The following is a 23,129-nucleotide window of genomic DNA, read 5'->3' on the forward strand; positions in this document are numbered from 1 at the left end:
GGGTCGCTACGCTCACCCGGCAATTCAAATCTTAGTAGCTGCTTGCGCTCTTACCGTCGCCGTGACCCAGCGCTTTCAGCAGGCTAGCCAGCAGGCTGGACGCGCCGAAGCGGTAGTGACGGGAGTCCGCCCAGTCGGCGCCAAACAGCTCGTCGGCAATCGCCAGGAACTGCTGCGCGTCTTCGGCAGTACGCACGCCGCCCGCGGGTTTGAAACCAACGGTTTTGGACACGCCCATGTCGCGGATCACTTCCATCATGATGCGCGCGCTTTCCGGGGTCGCATTCACCGGCACTTTACCGGTAGAGGTTTTAATGAAATCCGCACCGGCTTTGATGGAGATTTCAGATGCTTTACGAATCAGCGCTTCTTCTTTCAGCTCGCCGGTTTCGATGATCACTTTCAGCAGCACGTTTGCCGCCGCGCACGCGTCTTTACAGGCTTTCACCAGGTCAAAACCGACCTGCTCGTTGCCGGCGATCAGCGCGCGGTACGGGAACACCACGTCAACTTCGTCTGCGCCGTAAGCAATCGCCGCGCGGGTTTCAGCCAGCGCAATCTCGATATCATCGTTGCCGTGCGGGAAGTTAGTTACGGTTGCAATGCGCACGTCCGGCGTACCCTGCTCTTTCAGCGTCTTACGGGCAATAGGGATAAAGCGCGGGTAGATACAAACGGCTGCGGTATTACCCACCGGCGTTTTCGCCTGATGGCACAGGGCGATGACTTTTTCATTGGTGTCGTCATCGTTCAGGGTGGTCAGGTCCATCAGTTTCAACGCGCGCAGGCTGCTTGCAGTTAAATCGGTCATAACAATCTCCAACGGCAGTGCCGTATAAATTTTACCTTGCGGGTCTGTGAGTATTCTAACATTCACCCGCATCCACACTTCGACATTCATCACAGTTAATGAAAACTGCGTACAAATTTGCATTACTGTAATGAGATCTTCTTCAAACTTTAGCGCGTAAATTGCCGACTAAAGCAGCGATACCCCCTGTCGGATCAAAAGCCCCGACAGGCTGGCTTCCTACAATCCGGTCATCATCCGTAGAACATTCAAGGAAGCGAACATGCCCGACGCCCTGCAGCAACGTTGCCAGCAGATTGTGACAAGCCCGGTGTTAACCCCGGAACAAAAACGTCATTTTTTGGCGCTGGAAGCGGAAAACAACCTGCCGTATCCGGCACTTCCTGAGGCCGCGCGCGCCGCGCTGGACGAGGGGTTTATCTGCGACATGTTCGAAGGCCATGCGCCCTACAAACCCCGTTACGTTCTGCCGGATTACGCAAAATTTCTGGCTAACGGTTCAGAATGGCTGGAGCTGGAAGGCGCGAAAGATCTCGACGACGCCCTCTCGCTGTTAACCATCCTCTACCATCATGTTCCGTCCGTCACATCGATGCCGGTCTATCTCGGTCAGCTTGATGCGCTGCTGCAACCGTATGTTAGAATTCTAACACAAGAAGAAATCAATAGCCGAATAAAACGTTTCTGGCGCTATCTCGACCGTACGCTGCCGGATGCGTTTATGCACGCAAACATCGGGCCTGCTGACGGCCCCATTACCCGTGCCATTCTGCGTGCCGATGCAGAGCTGAAGCAGGTTGCACCGAACCTGACCTTTATCTACGATCCCGATATCACCCCTGACGACCTGCTGCTTGAGGTGGCAAAAAACATATGTGAATGCAGCAAACCGCACATTTCTAATGGCCCAGTGAATGATAAAATTTTCACAAAAGGCCGTTACGGCGTGGTGAGCTGTTACAACTCTCTGCCGCTTGCAGGCGGTGGCAGCACCCTGGTGCGCCTTAACCTCAAAGCCATTGCTGAACGCAGCACATCCATTGAAGACTTCTTCACCCGCACGCTCCCGCACTACTGCCAGCAGCAAATTGCCATCATCGATGCACGCTGCGGTTTCCTGTACGAGCAATCTGGCTTCTTTGAGAATAGCTTCCTGGTCAAAGAGGGGCTGATTGATGCCGATCGGTTTGTGCCCATGTTTGGCATGTACGGCCTGGCGGAAGCGGTGAATACGCTCTGTGAAAAGGAGGGCATTGAAGGCCGTTACGGAAAAGACGAGCAGGCCAACGCGCTGGGCTATCGCATCAGCGAACAGCTTGCGGCGTTCGTTGAAAGCACGCCGGTGAAATACGGCTGGAAGCAGCGCGCGATGCTCCATGCGCAGTCGGGGATCAGTTCCGACTCGGGCACCACGCCGGGCGCGCGTCTGCCCTACGGCGACGAGCCGGATCCCATCAGCCATTTGCTGGCGGTAGCTCCTCACCACAAACACTACTCTTCCGGGATAAGCGATATCCTGACGCTGGATGAGACGGTAAAACGTAACCCGCAGGCGGTAGTTCAGCTTTGCCTGGGCGCGTTCAGGGCGGGTATGCGTGAATTTACCGCCAACGTGGCGGGTAACGATCTGGTCCGCGTGACCGGTTATATGGTGCGATTATCGGATCTGGAGAAATACCGGGAAGCCGGATCGCGCACCAATACCACGTGGCTGGGCGAAGAGGCCGCACGTAATACCCGCATTCTGGAACGTCAGCCGCGCGTGATAAGCCATGAACAGCAGATGCGCTTTAGTTAGTCAGGTTATTCCTTTTTCCTGCGTGGACGGGCCGGGCAGCCGCCTGGCGCTGTTTCTGCAGGGCTGCAACCTGCGCTGTAAAACCTGCCACAACCCGTGGACGATCGGCCGCTGCAACGACTGCGGGGACTGCGTGCCCCACTGCCCGCACGACGCGCTGACTATTCAGGCCGGACGCGTCTGGTGGCAGGAGAGTGACTGCCAGCAGTGCGACACCTGCCTGCACCTGTGTCAGCAGCAGGCAACGCCTATGGCGCACCGCTTCAACGTGGAAGAGATCCTCACCCAGGTCCGCAAATCCGCCCCGTTTATCGAAGGGATCACCGTCAGCGGCGGTGAAGCCACTACGCAATTACCGTTTTTGATCGCTCTGTTCACCGCGATCAAAGCCGATCCCACCCTGCGCCACCTCACCTGCCTGGTAGACAGCAACGGTCTGTTAAGCGAAACCGGCTGGCAAAAGCTGCTGCCGGTACTGGATGGCGCGATGCTGGATCTGAAGGCGTGGGGGAACGCGCATCACCGCTTCCTGACCGGGCGCGAAAACCCGCAGATCAAGCAGAGCATCCGCTGGCTGGCAGATCGTCACCGTTTGACGGAGCTCCGCCTGCTGGTGATTCCGGAGCAGTGTGATTATCTGGAACACCTCAAACCGCTAACGACCTTTATCCACGGGCTTGGGAATGTTCCGGTGCGCATCAACGCGTTTCATGCGCATGGCGTTTACGGTGAGGCGGCGTCGTGGCGCAGCGCCACGCCCGAGGACGTTGAACCCCTGGCGCGGGCGCTGGAAAAACAGAAGATAACGGTGATTCGTCCGGCGCTTTACCTATAGCGTGATGCCAAATACCGAACGGGTGTTTTCAAGCAGCGCACCGGCAATCACCTCTTCTGGCTCCTGTCGCAGTTCACACAGGGTGGTAAACACGCGCGCCGCCTGTTCCGGACGATTCGGCTGGCCCTGAAAACCATTCAGCGGCATATCCGGCGCGTCGGTTTCCAGCAGAAGCGCCGACAGCGGCAGCTGTGCCATCACGTCCCGAGTTTTACTGGCACGCGGATAGGTGATGGTGCCACCGACGCCGATTTTATAGCCCAGCTCAATAAAACGCTGCGCCTGCTGCAGGCTGCCGGAGAAACCGTGCACTACGCCCCTGCGCGGCAGATCGACGCGTTTCAGGTGCATCGCCAGCTTATCGTGCGTGCGTCTTGAGTGGAGGATCACCGGCAGATCGTGGCGCTTCGCCAGCCTGAGCTGCGCGTCGAGGATCGTCTGCTGGCGCTCAAACTGCGGATCCTCACGGTAAAGATCGAGGCCGATCTCACCGATGGCGACAAGTTTGTCTCCTGCGGTCTGCACGACCTCATCAAGCCTCTCAATGTGCTCATCAAGATGCCGCTCAATCACGATCGGATGCAGGCCGAGCGCGGCATAGAGCGCGGGGTGCCGGGTGGAAAGATCCAGCACCCGGGAAAAATAGGCCGCTTCCACTGCCGGCACAATGATGGCCTGAACGCCTGCCTCGGCAGCTTTCGCAATGCTTTGCTCTTCATCTCCCGTAAAAGGCGGGAAATCAAAGTGACAATGGGTATCGACAAAGCGGTACGTCACGCCAGATCCTCGTTATCCAGTAAAGCGTCATTCGCCTGCGGAATATCCACCAGCGGCGTCGTCAGAGCGTCATTGGCGACAATCGCAGGCGGCAAAATAATGCGTTTATGACGATGAAGCGGCGGTTGCTCCGCCAGCATTTTCCCCACCGTAGCCAGGAAATAGCGCCCGCACAGCCGCCCCGTTTTGTAATCCATGCGCAGCGCAGGGACGCGGCTGCCCAGGGCCATGCTCAGCAGCGGCTTAGGCGGATAGATTTCAAAAATACGCAGCTTACCCGGCGGTTTTTCAATGAAGCGCTGCATCGCGCCGTAGGTGGTTTCATGCTGCTTCGCGATGTTCACCAGCGGCTGTAGGCTGCTGTCGCCCAGCCAGCGCTCCATCCGTTTAAACCACTGCGGCGTGTAATACATTTGCGACGGCACGGTACGGATCACCACAATGGTTTTCGCCCCGCGCCGGGCGGCTTCCTGCACCGGCACCGCGTCACTGATCCCACCGTCCAGGTAGCTAATGCCGTCCAGCAGGGCACCGGTACGATAAAAGCCGGGGATCGCGCTGGAGGCGCGGATGATGTCCAGCCAGTTCTCCTTCTGAGGAGAAAAATAGCCCGGCGAATAGTCATCGCCCCGGCTGGCGCACATCCAGAACTCTTTGCCGCTATCAAACAGACGGGCAGCAGTATCCATGGCCAGCGGCATCTGGCTGGAGGTCGACTCCAGCAGCCAGTCAAGATCGATCAGGTTGCCGCCGCGCACAAAGCGCACCGGATTAAAAAATTCTTTTGCCGTGGTGTAGCGCATGATTACCCTTCGCGCATAGCCAGGTTGATTACAAACATAAGCAGAGAGGTTCTGCGCCCCGGCAGAGGTGCCGAAGTAAAGGTCAAACGGGTTGAACTGCGCGCGCATAAATTCGTCCAGCACGCCGGCGGTGAAAATGCCGCGCTGTCCTCCACCTTCGCAGACCAGCGCGAGTTGACCTGCGCGGAACGGTTTTAACGTCAGCGGCGCAATATTGCCGAGCGTAACGGGAATTCGTTGCCCCACCTCTGCTTTCCTGTTTTTGATTATTTTATAACACCACAGTAACGCACCCGACCTGTTACGCAAATAAGAAAAAGCCAGTCGCAGTGACTGGCTTTATTTTGTTTAAGAAATATTGCGTTTGCTATGGACGTCGACGCCCCGTAAACAGGCTGACCAGGAACAGAATAATACCCACAACGAAGACAATTTTAGCTGCCCATGCCGCTGTACCTGCCAGTCCACCAAAGCCCAATGCGGCGGCAATTAACGCGATAACCAGAAATATAATGCCCCAACGAAACATAAGCTTCTCCTTTACCATAGTTAATGTCGGCCGCTAAACGTGAGCGCTCAGGTCACTCACCGGCGTTTTTCCAGAGTCGTTCTTATATCGCCCGCAGGTTTTAACCAGACGGGCGAATGGTCAAGATTTACTTCGTTTTCAGATCGTTTTTAACGCTTTTCACACCGTCAATCGCTTTCGCGATGGACTCGGCGCGTTCACTTTGCGCCTGCGAATCTACCGTACCGGAAAGCTGAACCACACCATCGGTGGTTTCCACTTTCACCTTACGGGACGGCACGATGTCATCTGCTAAAAGTTTAGCTTTGATTTCGCTGGTCGTGGCTGCATCACCGGCATAACCTTTCACCGACGCGTTTTTACCGTCACGTACGTGCAGCTTATCGCTGACGGACGCAACGCCTTCAACGCCTTTCGCGACTTTCACCGCCTGTTCGGCCTGAGACTGGCTTTCTACGAAGCCGCTCAGCGTGACCACTTTCTTGTCGGTCTTAACGGAAATATCGGTACTTTTGATGGCTTCATCATCCACCAGTGCGGCTTTCACTTTTGCTGTGATTGAACTGTCGTCCATGAAGTTGCCGACTTTATTCATAGAGCTATCGATTTTTTGCCCTGCGGTATCGGCCGTGGACTGTGCTTTATCCATGGTGTTGCTTTCCGCCAGAGCGGAACCGCTCACCAGAACGCTACCCAGAGTTACAGCCAGCAGAGTTTTCGAAATCTTCAGTCTTGTCATATTCATCGATCTATTCCTGTGTTGACCCGTTATTCGGGCTACATACTTCCTTAGTAGTTATATATATTGCGAATAAACACACGGGCAAAATGGATAACCTAAAGTCATGCATTGAACAGTTAATTTATCCACGCCCGGTGTTAAACACTGAGTTAAATATAGATCACTCTCACAGAGCCGCTTTCAGAATTGGGTAAAAAACGCGCGAATAGCGTGAAATTGCGTTGAATTAAGAACATTCCGCAAGGGATTAATAAGACAGGAATTAAAGAAGAGCACGGCGGGAGCCGTGCTCTGAGAGGGGATTAGTGCTCGCGGGTTTTACGGAACTGAACGTCAGGGTAACGTTCCTGCGTCAGGTTCAGGTTCACCATCGTTGGCGCGATATAGGTCAGGTTATCGCCGCCATCCAGCGCCAGCTGAATTTCGTTCTTACGCTTAAATTCTTCGAATTTCTTCACGTCAGAACACTCAACCCAGCGCGCGGTCGCGACGTTCACGGACTCGTAAATCGCTTCCACGTTGTACTCGCTCTTCAGACGCGCGACAACCACGTCAAACTGCAGCACACCGACCGCACCCACGATCAGATCGTTGTTCGCAATTGGGCGGAAGACCTGCACGGCGCCCTCTTCGGAGAGCTGGACCAGGCCTTTCAGCAACTGTTTCTGCTTAAGCGGATCGCGCAGGCGAATGCGGCGGAACAGTTCCGGCGCGAAGTTCGGAATACCGGTGAACTTCATCATTTCACCCTGGGTGAAGGTATCGCCGATCTGGATGGTGCCGTGGTTGTGCAGACCGATAATGTCGCCCGGATAGGCTTCTTCAACGTGCGAACGGTCACCCGCCATAAAGGTCAGCGCGTCGGAGATGACAACGTCTTTCCCGATACGCACCTGGCGCAGCTTCATGCCCTTTTCATACTTACCGGACACCACGCGCATAAAGGCCACGCGGTCGCGGTGTTTCGGGTCCATGTTGGCCTGAATCTTAAACACGAAGCCGGTGAACTTCTCTTCCTGCGCTTCCACTTCACGGGTGTCGGTTTTGCGCGGCATCGGCTGCGGCGCCCACTCCACCAGACCGTCGAGCATGTGGTCAACGCCGAAGTTACCCAGTGCGGTACCGAAGAAGACCGGGGTGATTTCGCCGCTCAGGAACAGCTCTTTGTCGAATTCGTGAGATGCGCCCTTGACCAGTTCCAACTCGTCGCGCAGCTGCGCGGCCAGCTCTCCCCCGACCGCCGCGTCCAGATCCGGGTTGTCCAGACCTTTAACAATGCGCACTTCCTGAATGATGTGGCCTTTACCGGTCTGATACAGGTAGGTTTCGTCTTTATAGAGGTGATACACCCCTTTGAACAGCTTGCCGCAGCCAATGGGCCAGGTGATGGGCGCACAGGCGATCTTCAGCTCGTTTTCCACTTCATCCATCAGCTCCATCGGGTCACGGATGTCACGGTCGAGTTTGTTCATGAAGGTGAGGATCGGCGTATCGCGCAGACGGGTGACTTCCATCAGCTTGCGGGTCCTGTCTTCTACACCTTTCGCGGCGTCGATCACCATCAGACAGCAGTCCACCGCCGTCAGGGTACGGTAGGTATCTTCGGAGAAGTCTTCGTGGCCCGGGGTATCCAGCAGGTTCACCAGGCAGTCGTGATACGGGAACTGCATCACGGAGGTGGTAATCGAAATACCACGCTGCTTTTCCATCTCCATCCAGTCGGATTTTGCATGCTGGCTGGAGCCACGGCCCTTCACGGTACCGGCAGTCTGGATCGCCTGTCCGAACAGCAACACCTTCTCAGTGATGGTCGTTTTACCGGCATCCGGGTGCGAGATAATGGCAAAAGTGCGGCGCTTGGCCACCTCTTGCAGATAAGGAGACAACGTCATAATTAAATCTTCTTTTATAAGCGCGGCAGCACGCCACGCATCATGGAATACAAAATTGCGGCTATTTTACCCATCAATGGGGGGCAGGCAATCATTGTTTACACAGGAGTTGCTCCAGTTCGTTCAACGACGTCACGGTCCAGGTCGGCTCGATGCCTTCAGGCTTCACGCGGCCATGCGCGTTGAGCCAGACGGTCGACAGACCTGACTTCATGCCGCCCAGGATATCTGACTCTGCCGTATCACCCACCATCAGGACGCGATCGCGGTCAGGATGACCGGCCTGCGCCAGCGCGTAGTCGAAAATACGCGGATCCGGTTTAGGTACGCCCACCTCTTCCGAGATCACCAGCGCGTCGAAATGATCGCGCAGGCCGGTGCGCTCGAGGCGGATCTGCTGCAGGGCGGTAAAACCGTTGGTGATGATCCCCAGTTTCACCTTGCCTTTCAACGCATTCAGCAGGGAAACCGCACCCGGCAGTGGCGCACAGATATCGGCCATCGCGTTCAGAAACGCATCATTCAGCGTTCCCGGACTGACCTTTAAGCGTTCCGCCCAGACGTCAAAACGCTGGTGCTGAAGCTGTAACGCGGTGATGGCACCGTTCTGGTAATCCACCCACAGCGGCTTGTTTACCGCCTGATAGTCCTGAAAATCTTCAGCGGTGAAGGTCACGCTATAGTCGAGAAACATCCGCTGCAGGCCGCCGAACGAGTCAAACGTAAACAGCGTTTCGTCGGCATCAAAGAAAATCCAGTCCCATTTCATCGTTACAACCTTATATTCGTTATCCAATCGGCAGAGCCATTATGATGGCGTCTTCACGTCCCTCTGCGGTGGGGTAGTAGTTACGGCGGACTGTCGCCTCGTTAAAGCCTAAGCTTTCATAGAGCGCGATGGCGGCGACATTCGACGCGCGCACCTCCAGCCACAGGGTGAAAACGTCACGGGTTTCGAGCTCACGAATGAGGTGCTCGAGCAGTTCTCTTCCCAGCCCACGGCGCTGGAACGCGGGATCAACCGCAATATTAAACAGCGTCGCTTCATCAAGAACAACCTGCGTGATCGCGAAGGCGGCCATGGTGCCGTCAACGTCCAGACGGAAGTTCAGATACCGTTCGCCCTGATTGCTGGCGAAGGTTTTTTCGCTCCACGGAAAGGCGTGGGCGCGTGTTTCAATCGCAAACGCTGTGGTCAGGTCAGGCGTCGTGAGGGAAGAAATCGTGTTCATATTCGCAGATTTGTTGCCATAGCGCGCTGCGCGCTTTTGGGTTGGCTTTCAGTTCGTCCAGCGCTGGCGTGCAGATCTGGCTCCCCTGGAGGGGGATCTCATTTGTCTCTCCGATACGCCAGCTGTTACAGCGGCTATCTGGAGGCAGCATCGCGACACGCTCTGGCGTCAGCTGTAAAACCTGGTCGGCCGTCATCTTCAGGCTGCGAAGGACATCATCGATCAGGGGTTCATTCAGGGCAGGCAGTTCTTCCGCCACCATCACCAGGCGTACGTGCGCAGGAATGGAAATGGCGATTTCGCCCTGCAACGCCGTCGGGCGACGCAAAGCCCACTGGGTAATGCCCAGCTGCTGCAACTGCCAGTCTCGTCGGGATGTCATAGGGAAAACTCCTGTCTCTCAGGCGCGCAAATATAGCAAATGTGTCGAAAGTGCGCCATCTACCTACTATAATCCCCGCCTGAGTTTATTGAGGAACAATTCATGTCTGCATTTACCCCGGCAAGTGAAGTCTTGCTGCGTCACAGTGATGATTTCGAAGAAAGCCGTATTCTGTTTGCCGGAGATATGCAGGATGACCTGCCCGCGCGTTTTGACTGTGCTGAAAGCCGTGCCCACACCCAATACTACCACCACTGGCAGGTGCTGAGCCGCCAGATGGGCGAGCGCGCGCGCTTTAGCCTGGTGGCGGAGCAGAGCGATATCGCTGACTGCGACACGCTGATTTACTACTGGCCGAAGAACAAGCCGGAAGCCCAGTTCCAGCTGATGAACCTGCTCTCCCTGCTGCCGGTCGGCTGCGATATTTTCGTGGTCGGTGAGAACCGCAGCGGCGTGCGCAGTGCAGAACAAATGCTGGAAGGCTACGCGCCGCTGAATAAAGTCGACAGTGCACGCCGCTGTGGTCTGTATCATGGCCGTCTGGAAAAGCAGACAACGTTTGATGCACAGGCATACTGGGACGAGTACCAGCTTGACGGTCTGACCATCAAAACCCTGCCGGGCGTATTCAGCCGCGACGCGCTGGACACTGGCAGCAAGCTGCTACTCTCCACCCTGACGCCGCACACCAAAGGCAAAGTGCTGGACGTAGGCTGCGGCGCGGGCGTGCTCTCTACCGTGCTTGCCAGCCATTCACCCAAAGTGCGCTTAACCCTGTGTGACGTGAGCGCCCCGGCGGTAGAAGCCAGCCGCGCAACGCTTGCCGCAAACGGCATTGAAGGCGAGGTGATTGCCAGCAACGTCTTCTCCGACATCACCGGTCGCTTCGACATGATCATCTCTAACCCGCCGTTCCACGACGGTATGGAAACCAGCCTGGAAGCGGCACAAACGCTGATCCGTGGCGCAGTCCGTCACCTCAACAGCGGCGGCGAGCTGCGTATCGTTGCGAACGCCTTCCTGGCGTATCCGAAAGTGCTGGACGAAACCTTCGGCTTCCATGAAGTCATCGCCCAGACCGGCCGCTTCAAAGTCTACCGCACCGTGATGACGCGTCAGGCCAAAAAGTAATCGCCATTCCTGCAGGCCGGATAAGCGCAAGCGCCATCCGGCTACACACGACATACCCATCGGCCATTTTTGCAGCAATCAAGGCGTAGCGCGCACTTTTCTGTTGACGTAAAGCTGAAAACATCTAGAATGCGCCTCCGTGGTTACGATACTTTTACAGTATCGATGGTATGCGAAGGTGGCGGAATTGGTAGACGCGCTAGCTTCAGGTGTTAGTGTCCTTACGGATGTGGGGGTTCGAGTCCCCCCCCTCGCACCATAAATCACAATGATATTGCTCGCACTGGGCGAAGGTGGCGGAATTGGTAGACGCGCTAGCTTCAGGTGTTAGTGTCCTTACGGATGTGGGGGTTCGAGTCCCCCCCCTCGCACCAACGAGGCGATATCAACAATAGTAAGATGACTGTGCGAAGGTGGCGGAATTGGTAGACGCGCTAGCTTCAGGTGTTAGTGTCCTTAGGATGTGGGGGTTCGAGTCCCCCCCCTCGCACCAATTATCTTACATCCCTTCTGAAGTTCCTCTTGTTTTCCCTGTTATTTCAAACTCATCAGTATCACCAGAATTCCACTGACCAGTGCTACGCATGATGGCAGTAAAACAAAGTGGCGCAGCTGCTTATGCCAGATCATGCCTGACGTGACTAACAGTCCTGACACAATGATCGCTTTCCAGGTATCAAGGGAGAGATCGGCAAACATCAACCCGCCGAGAATGGCTCCCGGTAGCAATACCCCCCAACCACTGCCAAGCGCCCTGTTCAACATGATCTGCCCTCTCACAACGATAATGATAACCAGTATCATATGACACACATTATCATTTGTCAGCTGAATGAATCAAAATCCATCGACCTTTACCTTTCCCGTAATGACAGGAATTGCCTAAGGTGATAAATTGCACACCTGTTAACAACATCTAAAGATTTTCTGATAATTACTCTTTGAGTTTTTTGCATGTTTTATTGCGAAACGGCACCTACTTATTTGTTTTAATTAAATTTTAATAAAAACGCACGACTATGACATCACAATCCTGGCGGTCTTTGGTTCACAGAAAATATCAATTGTCGTTACGTTTATTTTTATTTCTGAACGCAACCTCGGCAGTGTTCTCGGTAACAAATCCGCTCAATTCTGTACGCCTGTTATCTGCCCCACTTATTGCTATTTTCTCCATCAGCACCGGCCTGTTCGTCTGGCACTGGAGAAAGCGCGCGCGGAAGATAAATATTCCCGTTGTTTCAGGGATCTTCGGTATTTTGTGGGCCTGGCAAATTGTGTCTAAATTCGCCTTAATTACCCACGACCACGCGACGTATTTGTTAATCGCCCTATTAACGGTACTTTTTATCGGAACGCTGGCATTCGCCAGTAATATCAAAGCATTTACGCTGCACTCATTGCCCACCTTTATTGCCTGCCTGTGGTTAAGCGATCACGATATATGGCTGAGAATGACCTATTCTTTCGCACTTCCTGTGGTGGCAATTGCTATTCATAACATTTTGCAAACGCGTAACGATCGTTTCGCTCAGGAATTGCTCTCACGCCTGTTGGAAGAGCGAGAAACCCTTACCGATCTCAGCATGATGGACCCGCTTACCGGCCTCTATAATCGTCGCGGTCTGCAAAGCCGTCTGGAGAACCTGCCGACGGTAGAAAATGGCGAGCACTTTGTTCTGCTGATGGATATCGACCACTTTAAAGCCTATAACGATCATTATGGCCATATGATGGGCGACCAGGCGCTTAAGCGCGTCTCTGCGGCAATCCGCGACGCCGTGCGTTCTCGCGATATTGTGGCGCGTTTTGGCGGAGAAGAGTTTATGGTGCTGCTGACCAATATTTCTCTCGAACATGCCCGCCAGACGGCCGAGCGGATCCGTCAGAAAGTCTACGATTTGAAAATCCCGCATCTGTTTAACGAGAGTGTCGCGACAAACGTCACCATCAGCATTGGTATTGCCATTTTCGAGGATGAAGACGTGGAAGGCGCGCTGGAAAAAGCGGACAAAGCCCTCTACGAAGCAAAGCATATGGGGCGCAATAACATTCTGTTGAGTGAAGAGCTGCAGACAGCGTAAACATCACGGCGGTGTCACCCGGACAAAAGTCTTGCCATTGGTATGAGCAATAGTTAGGATTGGCAATCATTATCATTTAGATTTCTATCTATACTATGGCTACGCATACCGCACACATCGTCGAACCCCTCCTCTGGCGAGCGCCCCTCACCAGCGGGAATGCTTCGCTTGCGGATGCCATACGGGATAAGATTGCAGAAACGCGCGCCCACCTGCTGGACTTTATCCGCCTTGATGAAGCGCACCCGAACCACGCCATGACGCTCTCAGAGTGGCGTCAACCGACAAAACTGCAGTCGCTGCTGGCCACCTATTCCGACCATATCTATCGCAATCAGCCCACTCTTACGCGGGAAAATAAACCACTGCTCTCTCTCTGGGCGCAGTGGTATATCGGGTTGATGGTGCCTCCCCTCATGCTGGCGCTGTTAACCCAGAAGAGCATGCTGGAACTCTCGCCGGATAATTTCCACGTCGAGTTTCACGAAACCGGGCGCGCAGCCTGTTTCTGGATTGATCTGCACGAAGACCAGAACGCGGAACGCCTGACGGCTCAGGAACGTATGGAGCGGCTTATCACTCAGGCCCTGATCCCGGTGGTGGAAGCGCTTGAAGCGACGGGAGAGATTAACGCGAAGCTTATCTGGAGCAATACGGGCTATTTAATCCACTGGTATTTAACGGAAATGAAGCCTCTGCTTGGTGATGAGAACGTTGATGCCCTGCGTCAGTCCTGTTTCTTTGCAAAACAGCTTTCCGATGGCCGCGACAACCCGTTATTCCGTACCGTCGTGCTCCGAGATGGGCTTCTGGTTCGCCGCACCTGCTGCCAGCGCTACCGCCTGCCGGACGTTAAGCAGTGCGGAGATTGCACGCTGAAGTAGTCGGGCCCGGCCCGATGCCCTCCCCCCTCTCATAGGGAGAAGGAACAAACCCTAAAAACGGCAACCTGAGTTGCCGTTTTGTTTTTACCTATGCCACCTGCTGATTGTCCTCTTCCGCGTTACGCTGCGCTTCTTCCGCTTCCTGCTCCAGCAGCTGTTTCTCGTACACTTTGAAGAACGGGAAGTAGATGATTGCCGATACGCAGGCCAGAACCACAACCAGAATAGCCGCACGGAAATCCCAGCCCAGAGCCCAGGCTGCGCCTATCGGCGCCGGTGCCGTCCAGGGGACCACTGAGATGACGCGGCCAATCAGGTCAAACGTCATCGCCGCCCAGGCGAGCACTGCATTTACCATCGGTGCCAGCAGGAACGGAATAAAGAACACCGGGTTCATCACGATTGGCGTACCGAAAATGACAGGCTCATTGATGTTAAAGAAGCTGGGTACCACGCTCAAACGACCGATAGAGCGTAAATGCGCTGAACGGCTACGCAGATAGCAAATCACCAGCCCCATCGTGGCTCCCGACCCGCCAATAACGATAAAGAACGTCCAGAACGCCTCCATAAAAATATGCGGCAGAGGCTGGCTGGCGGCCAGCGCGGTCTGGTTCGCGCCCAGGTTAGTCAGCCAGAACATCTGCAGCATCCCGGAGACGATGGCGGCTCCGTGGATCCCGGCGAACCACAGCAGATGGCCAATCAACACGGCCAGCAGGATCGCAGGCAGGGAATCCGCTGCGGAAACCAAAGGTTTAAAGACCGACATAATGGCCTGCGGGATCAGCATGCCAAACTGAGACTGAATGAGCAGGCTCAGAGGATAGAGCGTCAACACCACCACCAGCACTGGAATCAGCAGATCAAAAGAGTTTTTGATCATCGGAGGAACCTGGTCTGGCAGGCGAATACCGATGTTATGCGCCTTGAGGAAACGCATCATCTCAACGCAGTAGATCGCCACCAGAATCGCGGTAAAAATGCCCGTCCCACCCAGGCTGTCGACTGGCAGCGTGCCTTTGGTTTTCGGCGCCGCGACCAGCAGAAACGCCATCAGCGACAGCATGGCGCACATAAACGGGTCTAACTGGTGCGATTTGACATAGTGTTTGCCAAGGTTATAGGCAATGGCCGCACAAATATAAATGGACATAATGCCCATTGTCATATCAAACGGCGTCAGGATCTGGCCTTCAAACTGCTTCGCCATATCCAGCCAGGCCCGGGCAAAACCCCAGGTGGTATCCGGCGAAAACGGCGGGTATGCGAACACTAACAAAAATGAACCCACAATCATGAATGGCATCGCGGAGATGAACCCATCACGAATGGCCATCACATGACCCTGGGAAGAGATCCGCCCGGCAATCGGGCTCACGTAATTTTCAACAAAACGGAATATCAGGTTAAACGCAGCATGGTTGGCAGACATGGCAGATCTCCTGTCAGACGTTTGTTACGGGCACATTTGCGCCGCACGTTGTTCCATAAATCACCTTCACAACCTTGCTGGCTTGTGGACCAGTGGTACAGCTCAGACGGAATGGTTTCATAATTTGCTCTTATTATTGGATACAGGGGACGTTACGTAATCAATATTAATCGACGCATCACGCTCTGCAACCGGTTACTGTAACCGGTTTCCGTGATTGTGAAGAGGATCCAGAAATCAGCCGTTCGGGATATTTGTTACTGAAGAGATATTTACAGAGCATAAATTCTTATGACAGATTACGCAGGATATTTGTCAGGAGGAAACAATGAGTTTGCAGTCTGTACAGCAGTTTTTTGCCGACAACGCGCCGGATATAGACGTCATTGAACTTAGCCAGAGTACCGCTACCGTTGCGTTGGCTGCTGCCGCCCATCGTGTTGAACCGGGACAAATCGCCAAAACCTTGTCATTAAAGGTGAAAAATGAGGTGATTCTGGTGGTAGCGAAAGGCGATGCGCGCCTGGATAACAAAAAGCTGAAAGACACATTTGGTGCAAAAGCGCGCATGCTCAGCAGTGATGAGGTGGTGACCATCACCGGTCACCCCGTTGGCGGCGTGTGCCCATTCGGCCTGGAAAACCCGCTCGCGGTTTACTGCGATATTTCATTAAAGCAGTACGCCGAAGTCCTGCCCGCCGCAGGCGCAATTCATAGTGCCGTTCGTATCTCACCTGACAGAATGGCAGAGCTGACGTCCGCAAAATGGGTTGATGTTTGCATCTGATTGATGCGCCAGATCCTTTCTGGCGCGCAACAGGCAGGTTATAAAAAGGTCGGCTTGCTGAGTGCCGAACTTCGCGGTTCTCTTGCAGAAAGGTGGGTAATAATATCCGCCGCATCGAGTAGCCCTACGTCAGAGTTTACCCCCAACTTCACCATCGCATTAAACTTATGCGCCCGGATGGTCTTAATATTGCGTTCAAGCTGTGCCGCGATTTGAGGAATGGAATAGCCGCAAGACATATAACGCAATATTGCCCGTTCCGTTGGGCTTAACATTCTGCTTTGACTCCGGTACCAGTGATTCATCATATTGTCATTGATGCGCAGGGTTTCACTCAGCAATACCATGAGTTCATTCTGCAGGCGCTCAAGCGTCAGCGATTTGCTGACCACACCGTGAAGGCGTGACGGGGAAAGATGGCTAATTAATCTTGCTTCCATCTCATCAGCGACCAGGATAATGCGCTGGATATGGCCATGCGTAAACGCAAAATCCCGCAGGTGCGCCAGGCAGCTACGACGCTCTTCTCGCGCATCGGAATATGAATAGATCAGCGAGAAAAAATTGATGTGCTGAAGTGCTTTCTTAAAGCTGTCAAATTCACTAAACAGATGCAGCTGATAATGATTCAGGCCGGGCATCGCAAAAAGATGCTTTAGCCCAACAGCACTCATCGTGCAATTTTCGACGATGGCGATATGTCTTGTTGAATCGGTTTTTTCCATTCCTCGAACTCTCCATAGGCTGACATCAAACTCAGCTCTCGCATTCCCTGTGTACTGTTTATCCAGGCGTACATATCGGCATTACTGCGTAATGACAGCCGTCGCATCGCACTGTTTTTCTGCGCACTGATAGTTTTATTGCTCTTCTTAAGCAATGTGGCGATTTGGTTAATCCCCCATCCTTTACCTAACAGCCGCAATACTTTGCGTTCGGAGTACGTGAGCGCGATAACCTGTTCGTCTTCGTCCTCCGGACGTTGAGGTTCCATGGTTAACAACGTCTGGCTTACCCGCTCTGCGCGTTCGCTACCTGCCCGAATCGCGTTAACCAGCCCCTCAATGGGTTCCATATCAGAAAGCAACGTACTCTCCGGGCGCACAAGTAACTCAACGGCAACAGGGTTAAGTGGCCGCGAAACTAAAAAGATCCAGTGAATGTTCCGGTATTGATTCAATAAACTGAAATACTCTTCGAGTGCGCCCCGAGGATTCCAGTATTCGCCTGTAATATCGGCAATGATGACGTCAGCGCGGCGTAGCTGGAGCAGTGTTAACTCCTGCAATGAGCTGCAATAGGTCAATTCAAAGTCGGGGAAATGGCGAGTCATTACCCCCCCTAACCCGTTTTGCATGACCGGTATCCGGCTAATGATAACGCTATGCTTACCGTGCAAAGACAACATAGACCCTCCGTGTCCATTCTTCATTTGATGAGTAACGTTAAAACGCATCAACGTATGAGTATTTTCGTCCCTGAGTGTAAAGCAGGTTAATACAAGCAGAAGATGAGATGTATTCGTAGTTTAAGAAATGCCTAAACAGCAGTAATATCTCACAAAGCGAAATTAAATTTAATTGCAGTGTCATTAAAATAACTACAATATAAAATTAGAATAACTAAATATATATTACTTATCCTTTAATATTAATAATTCACTAAAATGATGAATTAATCCCAACCCCTTCTGCACTTAAGGGCAGCAACTGTTTGCATAAACCTTGATCTGGCCCACAGCAAGAGGCACTGCACTTTGTGCTAAAAGTAATCGCTATGGGCCAACCGGCAACTTTCCATCTTCTTCAGGACAATACATGCAGGCAGATCGGTCAACGCAGCGTGCTATCACGCGGCTATGTATTCAGTGCGGTCTTTTTCTGCTCCAGCACGGCGCGGAAAGCGCGCTGGTTGAGGAGCTTTCCACCCGGCTGGGACTGGCGCTGGGAATGGATAGCGTTGAAAGCGCTATTTCATCCAACGCCATCGTGCTGACCACGATCAAAGACGGTCAGTGCCTGACCTCCACCCGCAAAAACCATGACCGCGGCATTAACATGCACGTTGTGACCGAAGTGCAGCACATCGTCATCCTTGCTGAACATAAGCTTCTCGATCTTCGGGAGATTGAAAAACGGTTCAGCCAAATTAAGCCATTACGTTATCCGCGCTGGCTTGTCGTGGTGATGGTAGGGCTGTCGTGCGCCTGCTTTTGTAAGCTTAATAAAGGCGGCTGGGACGGCGCGATCGTCACCTTTTTCGCCAGCAGTATCGCTATGTATGTTCGCCAGCTGCTGACGCACAGACAGCTGCATCCGCAAATTAACTTCTGCATTACCGCGTTTGTCGCCACCACGGTTTCCGGCCTGCTGCTGCGCCTGCCACAGTTTGCCACTACCCCGACGATTGCCATGGCCGCGAGCGTGCTTCTGCTGGTTCCGGGCTTTCCGTTGATCAACGCCGTTGCTGACATGTTTAAAGGGCACATCAATACCGGTCTGGCACGCTGGGCTATTGCCAGCCTGCTGACGCTGGCGACCTGCATCGGCGTAGTGATGGCAATGACACTCTGGGGGTTACGCGGATGGGCGTGATAGATTTTCTGCTGGCGCTGGCACAGGACATGCTTCTTGCCGCCATTCCTGCCGTCGGCTTTGCGATGGTATTTAACGTTCCGCAACGTGCTCTGCGGTGGTGTGCGCTGCTGGGCGCGATTGGTCATGGTTCGCGAATGGTGATGATGACCGCGGGTTTTAACATCGAATGGTCAACATTTATGGCCTCCATGCTGGTCGGCAGTATAGGCATCCAGTGGTCGCGCTGGTATCTGGCGCATCCCAAGGTGTTCACCGTCGCCGCCGTGATCCCGATGTTCCCGGGCATATCTGCGTATACGGCGATGATTTCTGCGGTGAAAATCAGTCATTTTGGCTACACCGAGCCGCAGATGATCCTCCTTCTGAGCAACTTTCTTAAGGCGTCGTCCATCGTCGGAGCGCTTTCTATTGGGCTGTCGATCCCCGGACTGTGGCTGTACCGCAAACGCCCACGCGTTTGATATTTGTGTTATTTCGCTGCCATGGAGATAATCCTTCTGGTCCGTTTGGTGAAAATAAGGAAAGGATGTGGCTAACCCTGGCAGCGAACACCTCGAGCACAGCGAAGAATCCAGCCTGAAAGAGAAAATTTTTCAGAGCGCCATCGCGCTTTTTGCCGAGTATGGATTGAACGGTGCCCGTATGGAGCAGATCGCGGAAAAAGCGGGTACCACCAAACGCATGGTGGTTTACCATTTTAAGAATAAAGAGAATCTCTATCTCCTGGTTCTGGAACATGTTTACACCCAGATTCGCGCCAGTGAAAAAGCGCTAAGCCTGGCGGGAATGCCCCCCGTCGAAGCGCTGGTGAACCTGGTTGAAGCCACCTTTGACTATCATGCCGACCATCCGGACTACATCCGGATTATCTGCATGGAAAACATGCAGCGCGGCCGCTTTATGCAGCAATCGAGCTATCTTCGCCAGGTCAACCGTAGCGCGCTCGACCTGCTGGAGGGCATCCTGCACCGGGGCAAAGAAAAGCAGCTCTTCTGCCAGACGGTTGACGCCCGCGATCTTCACCGCCTGATAAGCAGCTTCAGCTTTCACTACGTTGCCAACAGTTACACCTTCACGCTCCTGTTTGAAGACGGAGCGGACGAACAGGCTCAGCGCCAGCACTACCGCAAAATGGCCGTTCAGGTGGCGCTCCGCTACACCTGCCCATAAAATTGCTTGCAATTAAATCGCACACTATCTATATTCATCTCATGAACGCGAAAACGAACGACGCAACCGCTGCGCTCAAGCTGGATAACCAGCTCTGCTTTGCCCTCTATTCGGCAAATCTGGCGCTTAATAAGCTGTACCGGCAACTGCTGGCACCGCTGAACCTGACTTACCCGCAATACCTGGTGATGCTGGTGCTGTGGGAGCAGGATGACGTCACGGTGTCGGACATCGGCGAACGCCTGTTTCTGGACTCTGCGACCCTGACGCCGCTGTTAAAACGGCTGGAAAGCGGCGGGTTAATCAACCGTCACCGCTCGCGCAAAGACGAACGTCAGGTCGCCGTCACCCTGAGTGAAGCGGGACGTGAACTGCAGCAGCAGGCATTGGGTATTCCCCATGCGGTGGGTTGCGCAGCACAGTGTGATACCGACACTTTGCTGGCGCTCAAACAGCAGCTCGAACTTTTGCGACAACAGCTACACCGCGCGTAAAGCTATACTTTACGAGTTATTATTACCCATATATATCGTACGCTATTTAATAGCACACATTGAAGCAAGATGAGGAACCTGCCATGTCTTTAGAAAAAGTAGTTTATACCGCCAAAGCAAAAGCAACCGGTGGCCGTGATGGCCGCGCGACCTCTTCCGATGGTGTACTGGACGTAAAACTGGGCGTGCCAAAAGAGATGGGCGGCATGGGCGGAGAAGCAACGAACCCTGAGCAGCTGTTTGCTGCGGGCTACTCTGCCTGCTTCCTGGGCGCGATGAAGTTCGTGGCCGCACGCGACAAATTCACCCTGCCAAAAGATGCCTTTATTGAAGGAGAAGTGGGTATTGGTCCGCTGCCAACCGGTTTTGGTATCGAGGCAAAACTGAACATCCACGTTGAGGGTATGGATCCCGCGGAAGCCAAAAAGCTGGTCGATGCGGCGCACATTGTTTGCCCATACTCTAACGCGACCCGCGGCAACATCGACGTGACCCTGAATATCATCGCGTAATCCCTTCTGTTCCCTCTCCCTGTGGGAGAGGGTCAGGGTGAGGGCACCAGCCCGCACTTTACCCCTCCTTCCCTTTCCTCTCTCTGTGCTACCATAAGCCCATATCACGCCCGTAGTAATCAGTAGAGTAAGCGTTATGTCCTCCAGAATTCTGACCACCAGCATTGCTGGCATTGATGCCTTTATGCGCGACCCACGCGGTGTGTTGACCCATGCCGAAGGCGGCACGGTTGCGGTTTTTGCCGACAACGCGCCGGCGTTCTACGCAATCACGCCGGAACGCCTGGCACAGCTTCTGGAGATCGAAGCGCAACTGTCGCGCCCGGCGAGCGATATCACGCTGGACAACCAGTTCTTTGATGAACCGGTCAACGTCCCCGTGACCGTTCCGATGGGAAAATTTGCCCTTTACGCGGGCTGGCAGCCGGATGCGGATTTTCAGCGGCAGGCCGCGCTGTGGGGCATTGCGTTAACCCAACCGGCCACCGCGGAAGAGCTCGCCGCGTTTACCGCCTGGTGGCAGGCGGAAGGTAAAGTCTTCACCCATATTCAGTGGCAGCAAAAGCTCGCGCGCCATCTTCAAATTACCCGCGCCGGCAACAACGGCCAGCCCAAACGCGATATCAACGCGTTTTCAGAACCGGATAAACAGATCCCCAGCGGATTCCGAGGTGCGAAATGAAGAACGTCGGCGACCTGATGAAACGTCTGCAAAAAATGATGCCTGCCAACGTGAAGCCCGCGTTCACCACGGGTGAAGAGCTTCTGGCGTGGCAAAAAGAGCAAGGAGAGATCCGCGCAGCCGCGCTCGCCCGGGAAAACCGGGCGATGAAAATGCAGCGCACCTTTAACCGTTCCGGTATCCGTCCCCTGCACCAGAACTGCTCGTTCGATAACTATAAAATCGAGACCAACGGGCAGATGAACGCCCTTGCCGCCGCCCGTCAGTACGTGGATGAATTCGACGGCAATATCGCCAGCTTCATCTTTAGCGGCAAGCCGGGCACCGGAAAAAACCACCTTGCAGCCGCTATCTGCAACGAGCTGCTTCTGCGGGGTAAATCGGTTCTTATCATCACCGTGGCCGATATCATGTCCGCGATGAAAGATACCTTCAGCAACCGCGAAACCAGCGAAGAACAGCTGCTTAACGATCTGAGTAATGTCGATTTACTGGTCATCGACGAGATTGGCGTTCAGACTGAATCCCGCTATGAAAAAGTGATCATCAACCAGATTGTCGATCGCCGCTCCTCGTCCAAACGCCCTACCGGCATGCTGACGAACCACAACATTGACGAGATGACCCGCCTGCTGGGAGAGCGCGTCATGGACCGCATGAAGCTGGGTAACAGTCTTTATGTCATCTTCGACTGGGAAAGTTACCGCAGCCGCGTTACCGGCAAAGAGTATTAAGACAGTTCCAGGAATCGCCGTCAGGGCATAGGTATATACTGGAACCCCTTCGGCCCAAAACGGACCTTTTTGAGAGAGCCATGATGAAAAAACAGATTCTAATCAGCACTTTTTTAGGCGCGCTGCTGGTGACCGGCATAGCGCAAGCGGCGTCCTGGCAGGAGTCCCTGTCAAGCGCAGCAAATGAGCTGACCAAAGAGAGCAGCAGCTCTCAGGGTGGACTCTCCGCCTCTTCCCTCACCAGCCTGCTGGGCAACAGCTCTCAGAGCCTTAGCGCGGGCACGATGAACAACGCGGCGGGGATTCTGGAATATTGTGCGAAGCAAAAGCTGGCCTCAGTGACCGACGCGCAAAACGTGAAAAATCAGGTGCTGGGTAAACTGGGTCTGGATACCCAGGAGCAGAAAGCGGACACCAACTATATGGATGGCATTCAGGGTCTGCTTAACGCGCAAAACGGCCAGCAGCTGAATCTGAGCACCCTCGACAACTCTTCTCTGGCTAAACAGGTGAAAACCAAAGCCTGCGATCTGGTGCTGAAACAAGGCGTTAATTTCCTCTCCTGAGCCACCCCATTTTCTGCCACAACACGCCGCGTTTAATGCGATAGTCTTGCAGCGCGGCGCTAAACGAGCCTTTTTCCCACCTGCCACCGTCTCAGCGTCCGTTTGTCAGGATGCGACCTTCTTCATAAAAACGATTTTATAAACCAAATCCTAACAACAGCACACTTTCGTGACACTAAAATTGCAGCTTTACGACATCGCAATTACATTGTATGACCCAAAAAATAAACAGTTAGCCAGCGAAGCACCTGG

The 23,129-nt window shown here is 53.9% G+C and carries 27 protein-coding genes and 3 tRNA genes; 17 read left to right on the plus strand and 13 right to left on the minus strand.

The features are described from left to right. Window positions 1-31 precede the first annotated feature (31 nt). On the minus strand, window positions 32-811 hold the full coding sequence (gene deoC, locus ACOTZB_RS09905) for a deoxyribose-phosphate aldolase (RefSeq protein ID WP_003856543.1): 780 nt from the start codon (window positions 809-811) through the stop codon (window positions 32-34). A 262-nt stretch (window positions 812-1,073) separates the two neighbouring features. Between deoC and ACOTZB_RS09910 the strand changes: the two genes are divergently transcribed. Together ACOTZB_RS09910 and ACOTZB_RS09915 are read left to right on the plus strand one after the other, a co-directional pair. Beyond that, window positions 1,074-2,609: a YjjI family glycine radical enzyme gene (locus tag ACOTZB_RS09910; protein WP_421627015.1), complete on the plus strand. Its 1,536-nt coding sequence runs from the start codon at window positions 1,074-1,076 to the stop codon at window positions 2,607-2,609. Next, the gene (locus ACOTZB_RS09915; RefSeq protein WP_421627016.1) at window positions 2,584-3,444 is read left to right on the plus strand and encodes a YjjW family glycine radical enzyme activase; all 861 of its coding nucleotides are present in this window, start codon (window positions 2,584-2,586) and stop codon (window positions 3,442-3,444) included. The genes ACOTZB_RS09910 and ACOTZB_RS09915 overlap by 26 nt, the downstream gene beginning before the upstream one ends. On the opposite strand, the gene ACOTZB_RS09920 is transcribed toward ACOTZB_RS09915, so the two are convergent. The 8 genes from ACOTZB_RS09920 to ACOTZB_RS09955 form a co-directional block, all read right to left on the minus strand. After that, window positions 3,439-4,221 carry a TatD family hydrolase gene (locus ACOTZB_RS09920; RefSeq protein WP_421627017.1) on the minus strand — a complete coding sequence of 261 codons (783 nt, stop codon included), beginning with the start codon at window positions 4,219-4,221 and terminating at the stop codon, window positions 3,439-3,441. The two genes, ACOTZB_RS09915 and ACOTZB_RS09920, sit on opposite strands and share 6 nt — an antisense overlap. Continuing rightward, complete coding sequence (locus ACOTZB_RS09925; RefSeq protein ID WP_257831513.1) at window positions 4,218-5,270, minus strand: patatin-like phospholipase family protein; 1,053 nt, start codon at window positions 5,268-5,270, stop codon at window positions 4,218-4,220. Before ACOTZB_RS09925 ends, ACOTZB_RS09920 begins: the two co-directional genes overlap by 4 nt. Before the next feature lie 121 nt (window positions 5,271-5,391). Then, on the minus strand, window positions 5,392-5,553 hold the full coding sequence (locus ACOTZB_RS09930) for a DUF1328 domain-containing protein (protein ID WP_003856556.1): 162 nt from the start codon (window positions 5,551-5,553) through the stop codon (window positions 5,392-5,394). Window positions 5,554-5,680: 127 nt separating this feature from the next. Continuing rightward, on the minus strand, window positions 5,681-6,298 hold the full coding sequence (osmY, locus tag ACOTZB_RS09935; RefSeq protein ID WP_421627018.1) for a molecular chaperone OsmY: 618 nt from the start codon (window positions 6,296-6,298) through the stop codon (window positions 5,681-5,683). 299 nt (window positions 6,299-6,597) lie between these two features. Continuing rightward, window positions 6,598-8,187, minus strand: coding sequence for a peptide chain release factor 3 (prfC, locus tag ACOTZB_RS09940; protein ID WP_421627019.1), 1,590 nt, complete (start codon window positions 8,185-8,187; stop codon window positions 6,598-6,600). Between the two features lie 91 nt (window positions 8,188-8,278). After that, window positions 8,279-8,956, minus strand: a complete 678-nt coding sequence (yjjG, locus tag ACOTZB_RS09945) for a pyrimidine 5'-nucleotidase (RefSeq protein ID WP_039260913.1) — start codon at window positions 8,954-8,956, stop codon at window positions 8,279-8,281. Window positions 8,957-8,975: 19 nt separating this feature from the next. Beyond that, window positions 8,976-9,419 carry a ribosomal protein S18-alanine N-acetyltransferase gene (gene rimI / locus ACOTZB_RS09950; protein ID WP_033144573.1) on the minus strand — a complete coding sequence of 148 codons (444 nt, stop codon included), beginning with the start codon at window positions 9,417-9,419 and terminating at the stop codon, window positions 8,976-8,978. Further along, entirely contained in the window at window positions 9,388-9,801 is a 414-nt protein-coding gene (locus tag ACOTZB_RS09955) for a DNA polymerase III subunit psi (protein ID WP_029740017.1), read from the minus strand. The genes rimI and ACOTZB_RS09955 overlap by 32 nt, the downstream gene beginning before the upstream one ends. 102 nt (window positions 9,802-9,903) lie before the next feature. On the opposite strand from ACOTZB_RS09955, the gene rsmC reads away from it, so the two are divergent. The 4 genes from rsmC (at window position 9,904) to ACOTZB_RS09975 (ending at window position 11,425) form a co-directional block, all read left to right on the plus strand. Continuing rightward, the gene (rsmC, locus tag ACOTZB_RS09960; protein WP_126328887.1) at window positions 9,904-10,932 is read left to right on the plus strand and encodes a 16S rRNA (guanine(1207)-N(2))-methyltransferase RsmC; all 1,029 of its coding nucleotides are present in this window, start codon (window positions 9,904-9,906) and stop codon (window positions 10,930-10,932) included. 172 nt (window positions 10,933-11,104) lie between these two features. Then, window positions 11,105-11,191 (plus strand) — tRNA-Leu (locus tag ACOTZB_RS09965). Window positions 11,192-11,219: 28 nt separating this feature from the next. Continuing rightward, window positions 11,220-11,306 (plus strand) — tRNA-Leu (locus ACOTZB_RS09970). 33 nt (window positions 11,307-11,339) lie between these two features. After that, window positions 11,340-11,425, plus strand: a tRNA-Leu gene (locus ACOTZB_RS09975). Window positions 11,426-11,466: 41 nt separating this feature from the next. Here ACOTZB_RS09975 and ACOTZB_RS09980 read toward each other — a convergent pair. Continuing rightward, the gene (locus ACOTZB_RS09980) at window positions 11,467-11,736 is read right to left on the minus strand and encodes a DUF1435 domain-containing protein (RefSeq protein ID WP_032660829.1); all 270 of its coding nucleotides are present in this window, start codon (window positions 11,734-11,736) and stop codon (window positions 11,467-11,469) included. A gap of 215 nt (window positions 11,737-11,951) precedes the next feature. On the opposite strand from ACOTZB_RS09980, the gene ACOTZB_RS09985 reads away from it, so the two are divergent. Beyond that, window positions 11,952-13,016 (plus strand): GGDEF domain-containing protein, encoded by a 1,065-nt coding sequence (locus tag ACOTZB_RS09985; RefSeq protein WP_023310308.1) that lies wholly within the window; start codon window positions 11,952-11,954, stop codon window positions 13,014-13,016. Window positions 13,017-13,111: 95 nt separating this feature from the next. Beyond that, a complete protein-coding gene (gene fhuF / locus ACOTZB_RS09990; RefSeq protein WP_063409129.1) occupies window positions 13,112-13,900 on the plus strand; it encodes a siderophore-iron reductase FhuF in 789 nt (262 codons plus the stop codon). An 88-nt stretch (window positions 13,901-13,988) separates the two neighbouring features. On the opposite strand, the gene ACOTZB_RS09995 is transcribed toward fhuF, so the two are convergent. Continuing rightward, window positions 13,989-15,335 (minus strand): PTS sugar transporter subunit IIC, encoded by a 1,347-nt coding sequence (locus ACOTZB_RS09995; protein ID WP_421627020.1) that lies wholly within the window; start codon window positions 15,333-15,335, stop codon window positions 13,989-13,991. 328 nt (window positions 15,336-15,663) lie between these two features. Here ACOTZB_RS09995 and ACOTZB_RS10000 point away from each other — a divergent pair, with 328 nt between their 5' ends. Next, window positions 15,664-16,122, plus strand: a complete 459-nt coding sequence (locus ACOTZB_RS10000; RefSeq protein ID WP_008502085.1) for a YbaK/EbsC family protein — start codon at window positions 15,664-15,666, stop codon at window positions 16,120-16,122. Window positions 16,123-16,160: 38 nt separating this feature from the next. Here ACOTZB_RS10000 and bglJ read toward each other — a convergent pair whose 3' ends face one another. Together bglJ and ACOTZB_RS10010 are read right to left on the minus strand one after the other, a co-directional pair. After that, window positions 16,161-16,796 (minus strand): DNA-binding transcriptional activator BglJ, encoded by a 636-nt coding sequence (gene bglJ, locus ACOTZB_RS10005; protein ID WP_063409131.1) that lies wholly within the window; start codon window positions 16,794-16,796, stop codon window positions 16,161-16,163. Then, window positions 16,793-17,530: a helix-turn-helix transcriptional regulator gene (locus tag ACOTZB_RS10010; protein ID WP_047651618.1), complete on the minus strand. Its 738-nt coding sequence runs from the start codon at window positions 17,528-17,530 to the stop codon at window positions 16,793-16,795. The genes bglJ and ACOTZB_RS10010 overlap by 4 nt, the downstream gene beginning before the upstream one ends. Before the next feature lie 409 nt (window positions 17,531-17,939). On the opposite strand from ACOTZB_RS10010, the gene ACOTZB_RS10015 reads away from it, so the two are divergent. The 8 genes from ACOTZB_RS10015 (at window position 17,940) to ACOTZB_RS10050 (ending at window position 22,877) form a co-directional block, all read left to right on the plus strand. Then, window positions 17,940-18,716 (plus strand): threonine/serine ThrE exporter family protein, encoded by a 777-nt coding sequence (locus ACOTZB_RS10015; protein ID WP_023310303.1) that lies wholly within the window; start codon window positions 17,940-17,942, stop codon window positions 18,714-18,716. Next, entirely contained in the window at window positions 18,707-19,180 is a 474-nt protein-coding gene (locus ACOTZB_RS10020) for a threonine/serine exporter (protein WP_023310302.1), read from the plus strand. Before ACOTZB_RS10015 ends, ACOTZB_RS10020 begins: the two co-directional genes overlap by 10 nt. Before the next feature lie 67 nt (window positions 19,181-19,247). After that, entirely contained in the window at window positions 19,248-19,889 is a 642-nt protein-coding gene (locus tag ACOTZB_RS10025) for a TetR family transcriptional regulator (RefSeq protein WP_421627021.1), read from the plus strand. Window positions 19,890-19,930: 41 nt separating this feature from the next. Continuing rightward, window positions 19,931-20,383 (plus strand): MarR family winged helix-turn-helix transcriptional regulator, encoded by a 453-nt coding sequence (locus ACOTZB_RS10030; RefSeq protein ID WP_033146484.1) that lies wholly within the window; start codon window positions 19,931-19,933, stop codon window positions 20,381-20,383. Window positions 20,384-20,466: 83 nt separating this feature from the next. Further along, a complete protein-coding gene (locus ACOTZB_RS10035; protein WP_116342363.1) occupies window positions 20,467-20,895 on the plus strand; it encodes an organic hydroperoxide resistance protein in 429 nt (142 codons plus the stop codon). Between the two features lie 136 nt (window positions 20,896-21,031). Beyond that, window positions 21,032-21,577: a primosomal protein DnaT gene (gene dnaT, locus ACOTZB_RS10040; protein ID WP_029742210.1), complete on the plus strand. Its 546-nt coding sequence runs from the start codon at window positions 21,032-21,034 to the stop codon at window positions 21,575-21,577. Next, window positions 21,574-22,311: a DNA replication protein DnaC gene (gene dnaC, locus ACOTZB_RS10045; protein WP_013095461.1), complete on the plus strand. Its 738-nt coding sequence runs from the start codon at window positions 21,574-21,576 to the stop codon at window positions 22,309-22,311. The genes dnaT and dnaC overlap by 4 nt, the downstream gene beginning before the upstream one ends. A gap of 83 nt (window positions 22,312-22,394) precedes the next feature. After that, a complete protein-coding gene (locus tag ACOTZB_RS10050) occupies window positions 22,395-22,877 on the plus strand; it encodes a DUF2501 domain-containing protein (protein WP_421627201.1) in 483 nt (160 codons plus the stop codon). Window positions 22,878-23,129: the final 252 nt, after the last annotated feature.

The organism is Enterobacter cloacae complex sp. SHL020, assembly GCF_049236945.1.
GTDB classification, from domain to species: domain Bacteria; phylum Pseudomonadota; class Gammaproteobacteria; order Enterobacterales; family Enterobacteriaceae; genus Enterobacter; species Enterobacter dykesii.

What these genes read in the sequence shown, in the direction of transcription:
- deoC (WP_003856543.1), bottom strand. Translation starts at nt 811, where the DNA reads ATGACCGATTTAACTGCAAGCAGCCTGCGCGCGTTGAAACTGATGGAC.
- ACOTZB_RS09910 (WP_421627015.1), top strand. Translation starts at nt 1,074, where the DNA reads ATGCCCGACGCCCTGCAGCAACGTTGCCAGCAGATTGTGACAAGCCCG.
- ACOTZB_RS09915 (WP_421627016.1), top strand. Translation starts at nt 2,584, where the DNA reads ATGAACAGCAGATGCGCTTTAGTTAGTCAGGTTATTCCTTTTTCCTGC.
- ACOTZB_RS09930 (WP_003856556.1), bottom strand. Translation starts at nt 5,553, where the DNA reads ATGTTTCGTTGGGGCATTATATTTCTGGTTATCGCGTTAATTGCCGCC.
- osmY (WP_421627018.1), bottom strand. Translation starts at nt 6,298, where the DNA reads ATGAATATGACAAGACTGAAGATTTCGAAAACTCTGCTGGCTGTAACT.
- prfC (WP_421627019.1), bottom strand. Translation starts at nt 8,187, where the DNA reads ATGACGTTGTCTCCTTATCTGCAAGAGGTGGCCAAGCGCCGCACTTTT.
- yjjG (WP_039260913.1), bottom strand. Translation starts at nt 8,956, where the DNA reads ATGAAATGGGACTGGATTTTCTTTGATGCCGACGAAACGCTGTTTACG.
- rimI (WP_033144573.1), bottom strand. Translation starts at nt 9,419, where the DNA reads ATGAACACGATTTCTTCCCTCACGACGCCTGACCTGACCACAGCGTTT.
- ACOTZB_RS09955 (WP_029740017.1), bottom strand. Translation starts at nt 9,801, where the DNA reads ATGACATCCCGACGAGACTGGCAGTTGCAGCAGCTGGGCATTACCCAG.
- rsmC (WP_126328887.1), top strand. Translation starts at nt 9,904, where the DNA reads ATGTCTGCATTTACCCCGGCAAGTGAAGTCTTGCTGCGTCACAGTGAT.
- ACOTZB_RS09980 (WP_032660829.1), bottom strand. Translation starts at nt 11,736, where the DNA reads ATGATACTGGTTATCATTATCGTTGTGAGAGGGCAGATCATGTTGAAC.
- ACOTZB_RS09985 (WP_023310308.1), top strand. Translation starts at nt 11,952, where the DNA reads ATGACATCACAATCCTGGCGGTCTTTGGTTCACAGAAAATATCAATTG.
- fhuF (WP_063409129.1), top strand. Translation starts at nt 13,112, where the DNA reads ATGGCTACGCATACCGCACACATCGTCGAACCCCTCCTCTGGCGAGCG.
- ACOTZB_RS09995 (WP_421627020.1), bottom strand. Translation starts at nt 15,335, where the DNA reads ATGTCTGCCAACCATGCTGCGTTTAACCTGATATTCCGTTTTGTTGAA.
- ACOTZB_RS10000 (WP_008502085.1), top strand. Translation starts at nt 15,664, where the DNA reads ATGAGTTTGCAGTCTGTACAGCAGTTTTTTGCCGACAACGCGCCGGAT.
- bglJ (WP_063409131.1), bottom strand. Translation starts at nt 16,796, where the DNA reads ATGAGTGCTGTTGGGCTAAAGCATCTTTTTGCGATGCCCGGCCTGAAT.
- ACOTZB_RS10010 (WP_047651618.1), bottom strand. Translation starts at nt 17,530, where the DNA reads ATGTTGTCTTTGCACGGTAAGCATAGCGTTATCATTAGCCGGATACCG.
- ACOTZB_RS10015 (WP_023310303.1), top strand. Translation starts at nt 17,940, where the DNA reads ATGCAGGCAGATCGGTCAACGCAGCGTGCTATCACGCGGCTATGTATT.
- ACOTZB_RS10020 (WP_023310302.1), top strand. Translation starts at nt 18,707, where the DNA reads ATGGGCGTGATAGATTTTCTGCTGGCGCTGGCACAGGACATGCTTCTT.
- ACOTZB_RS10030 (WP_033146484.1), top strand. Translation starts at nt 19,931, where the DNA reads ATGAACGCGAAAACGAACGACGCAACCGCTGCGCTCAAGCTGGATAAC.
- ACOTZB_RS10035 (WP_116342363.1), top strand. Translation starts at nt 20,467, where the DNA reads ATGTCTTTAGAAAAAGTAGTTTATACCGCCAAAGCAAAAGCAACCGGT.
- dnaT (WP_029742210.1), top strand. Translation starts at nt 21,032, where the DNA reads ATGTCCTCCAGAATTCTGACCACCAGCATTGCTGGCATTGATGCCTTT.
- dnaC (WP_013095461.1), top strand. Translation starts at nt 21,574, where the DNA reads ATGAAGAACGTCGGCGACCTGATGAAACGTCTGCAAAAAATGATGCCT.
- ACOTZB_RS10050 (WP_421627201.1), top strand. Translation starts at nt 22,395, where the DNA reads ATGAAAAAACAGATTCTAATCAGCACTTTTTTAGGCGCGCTGCTGGTG.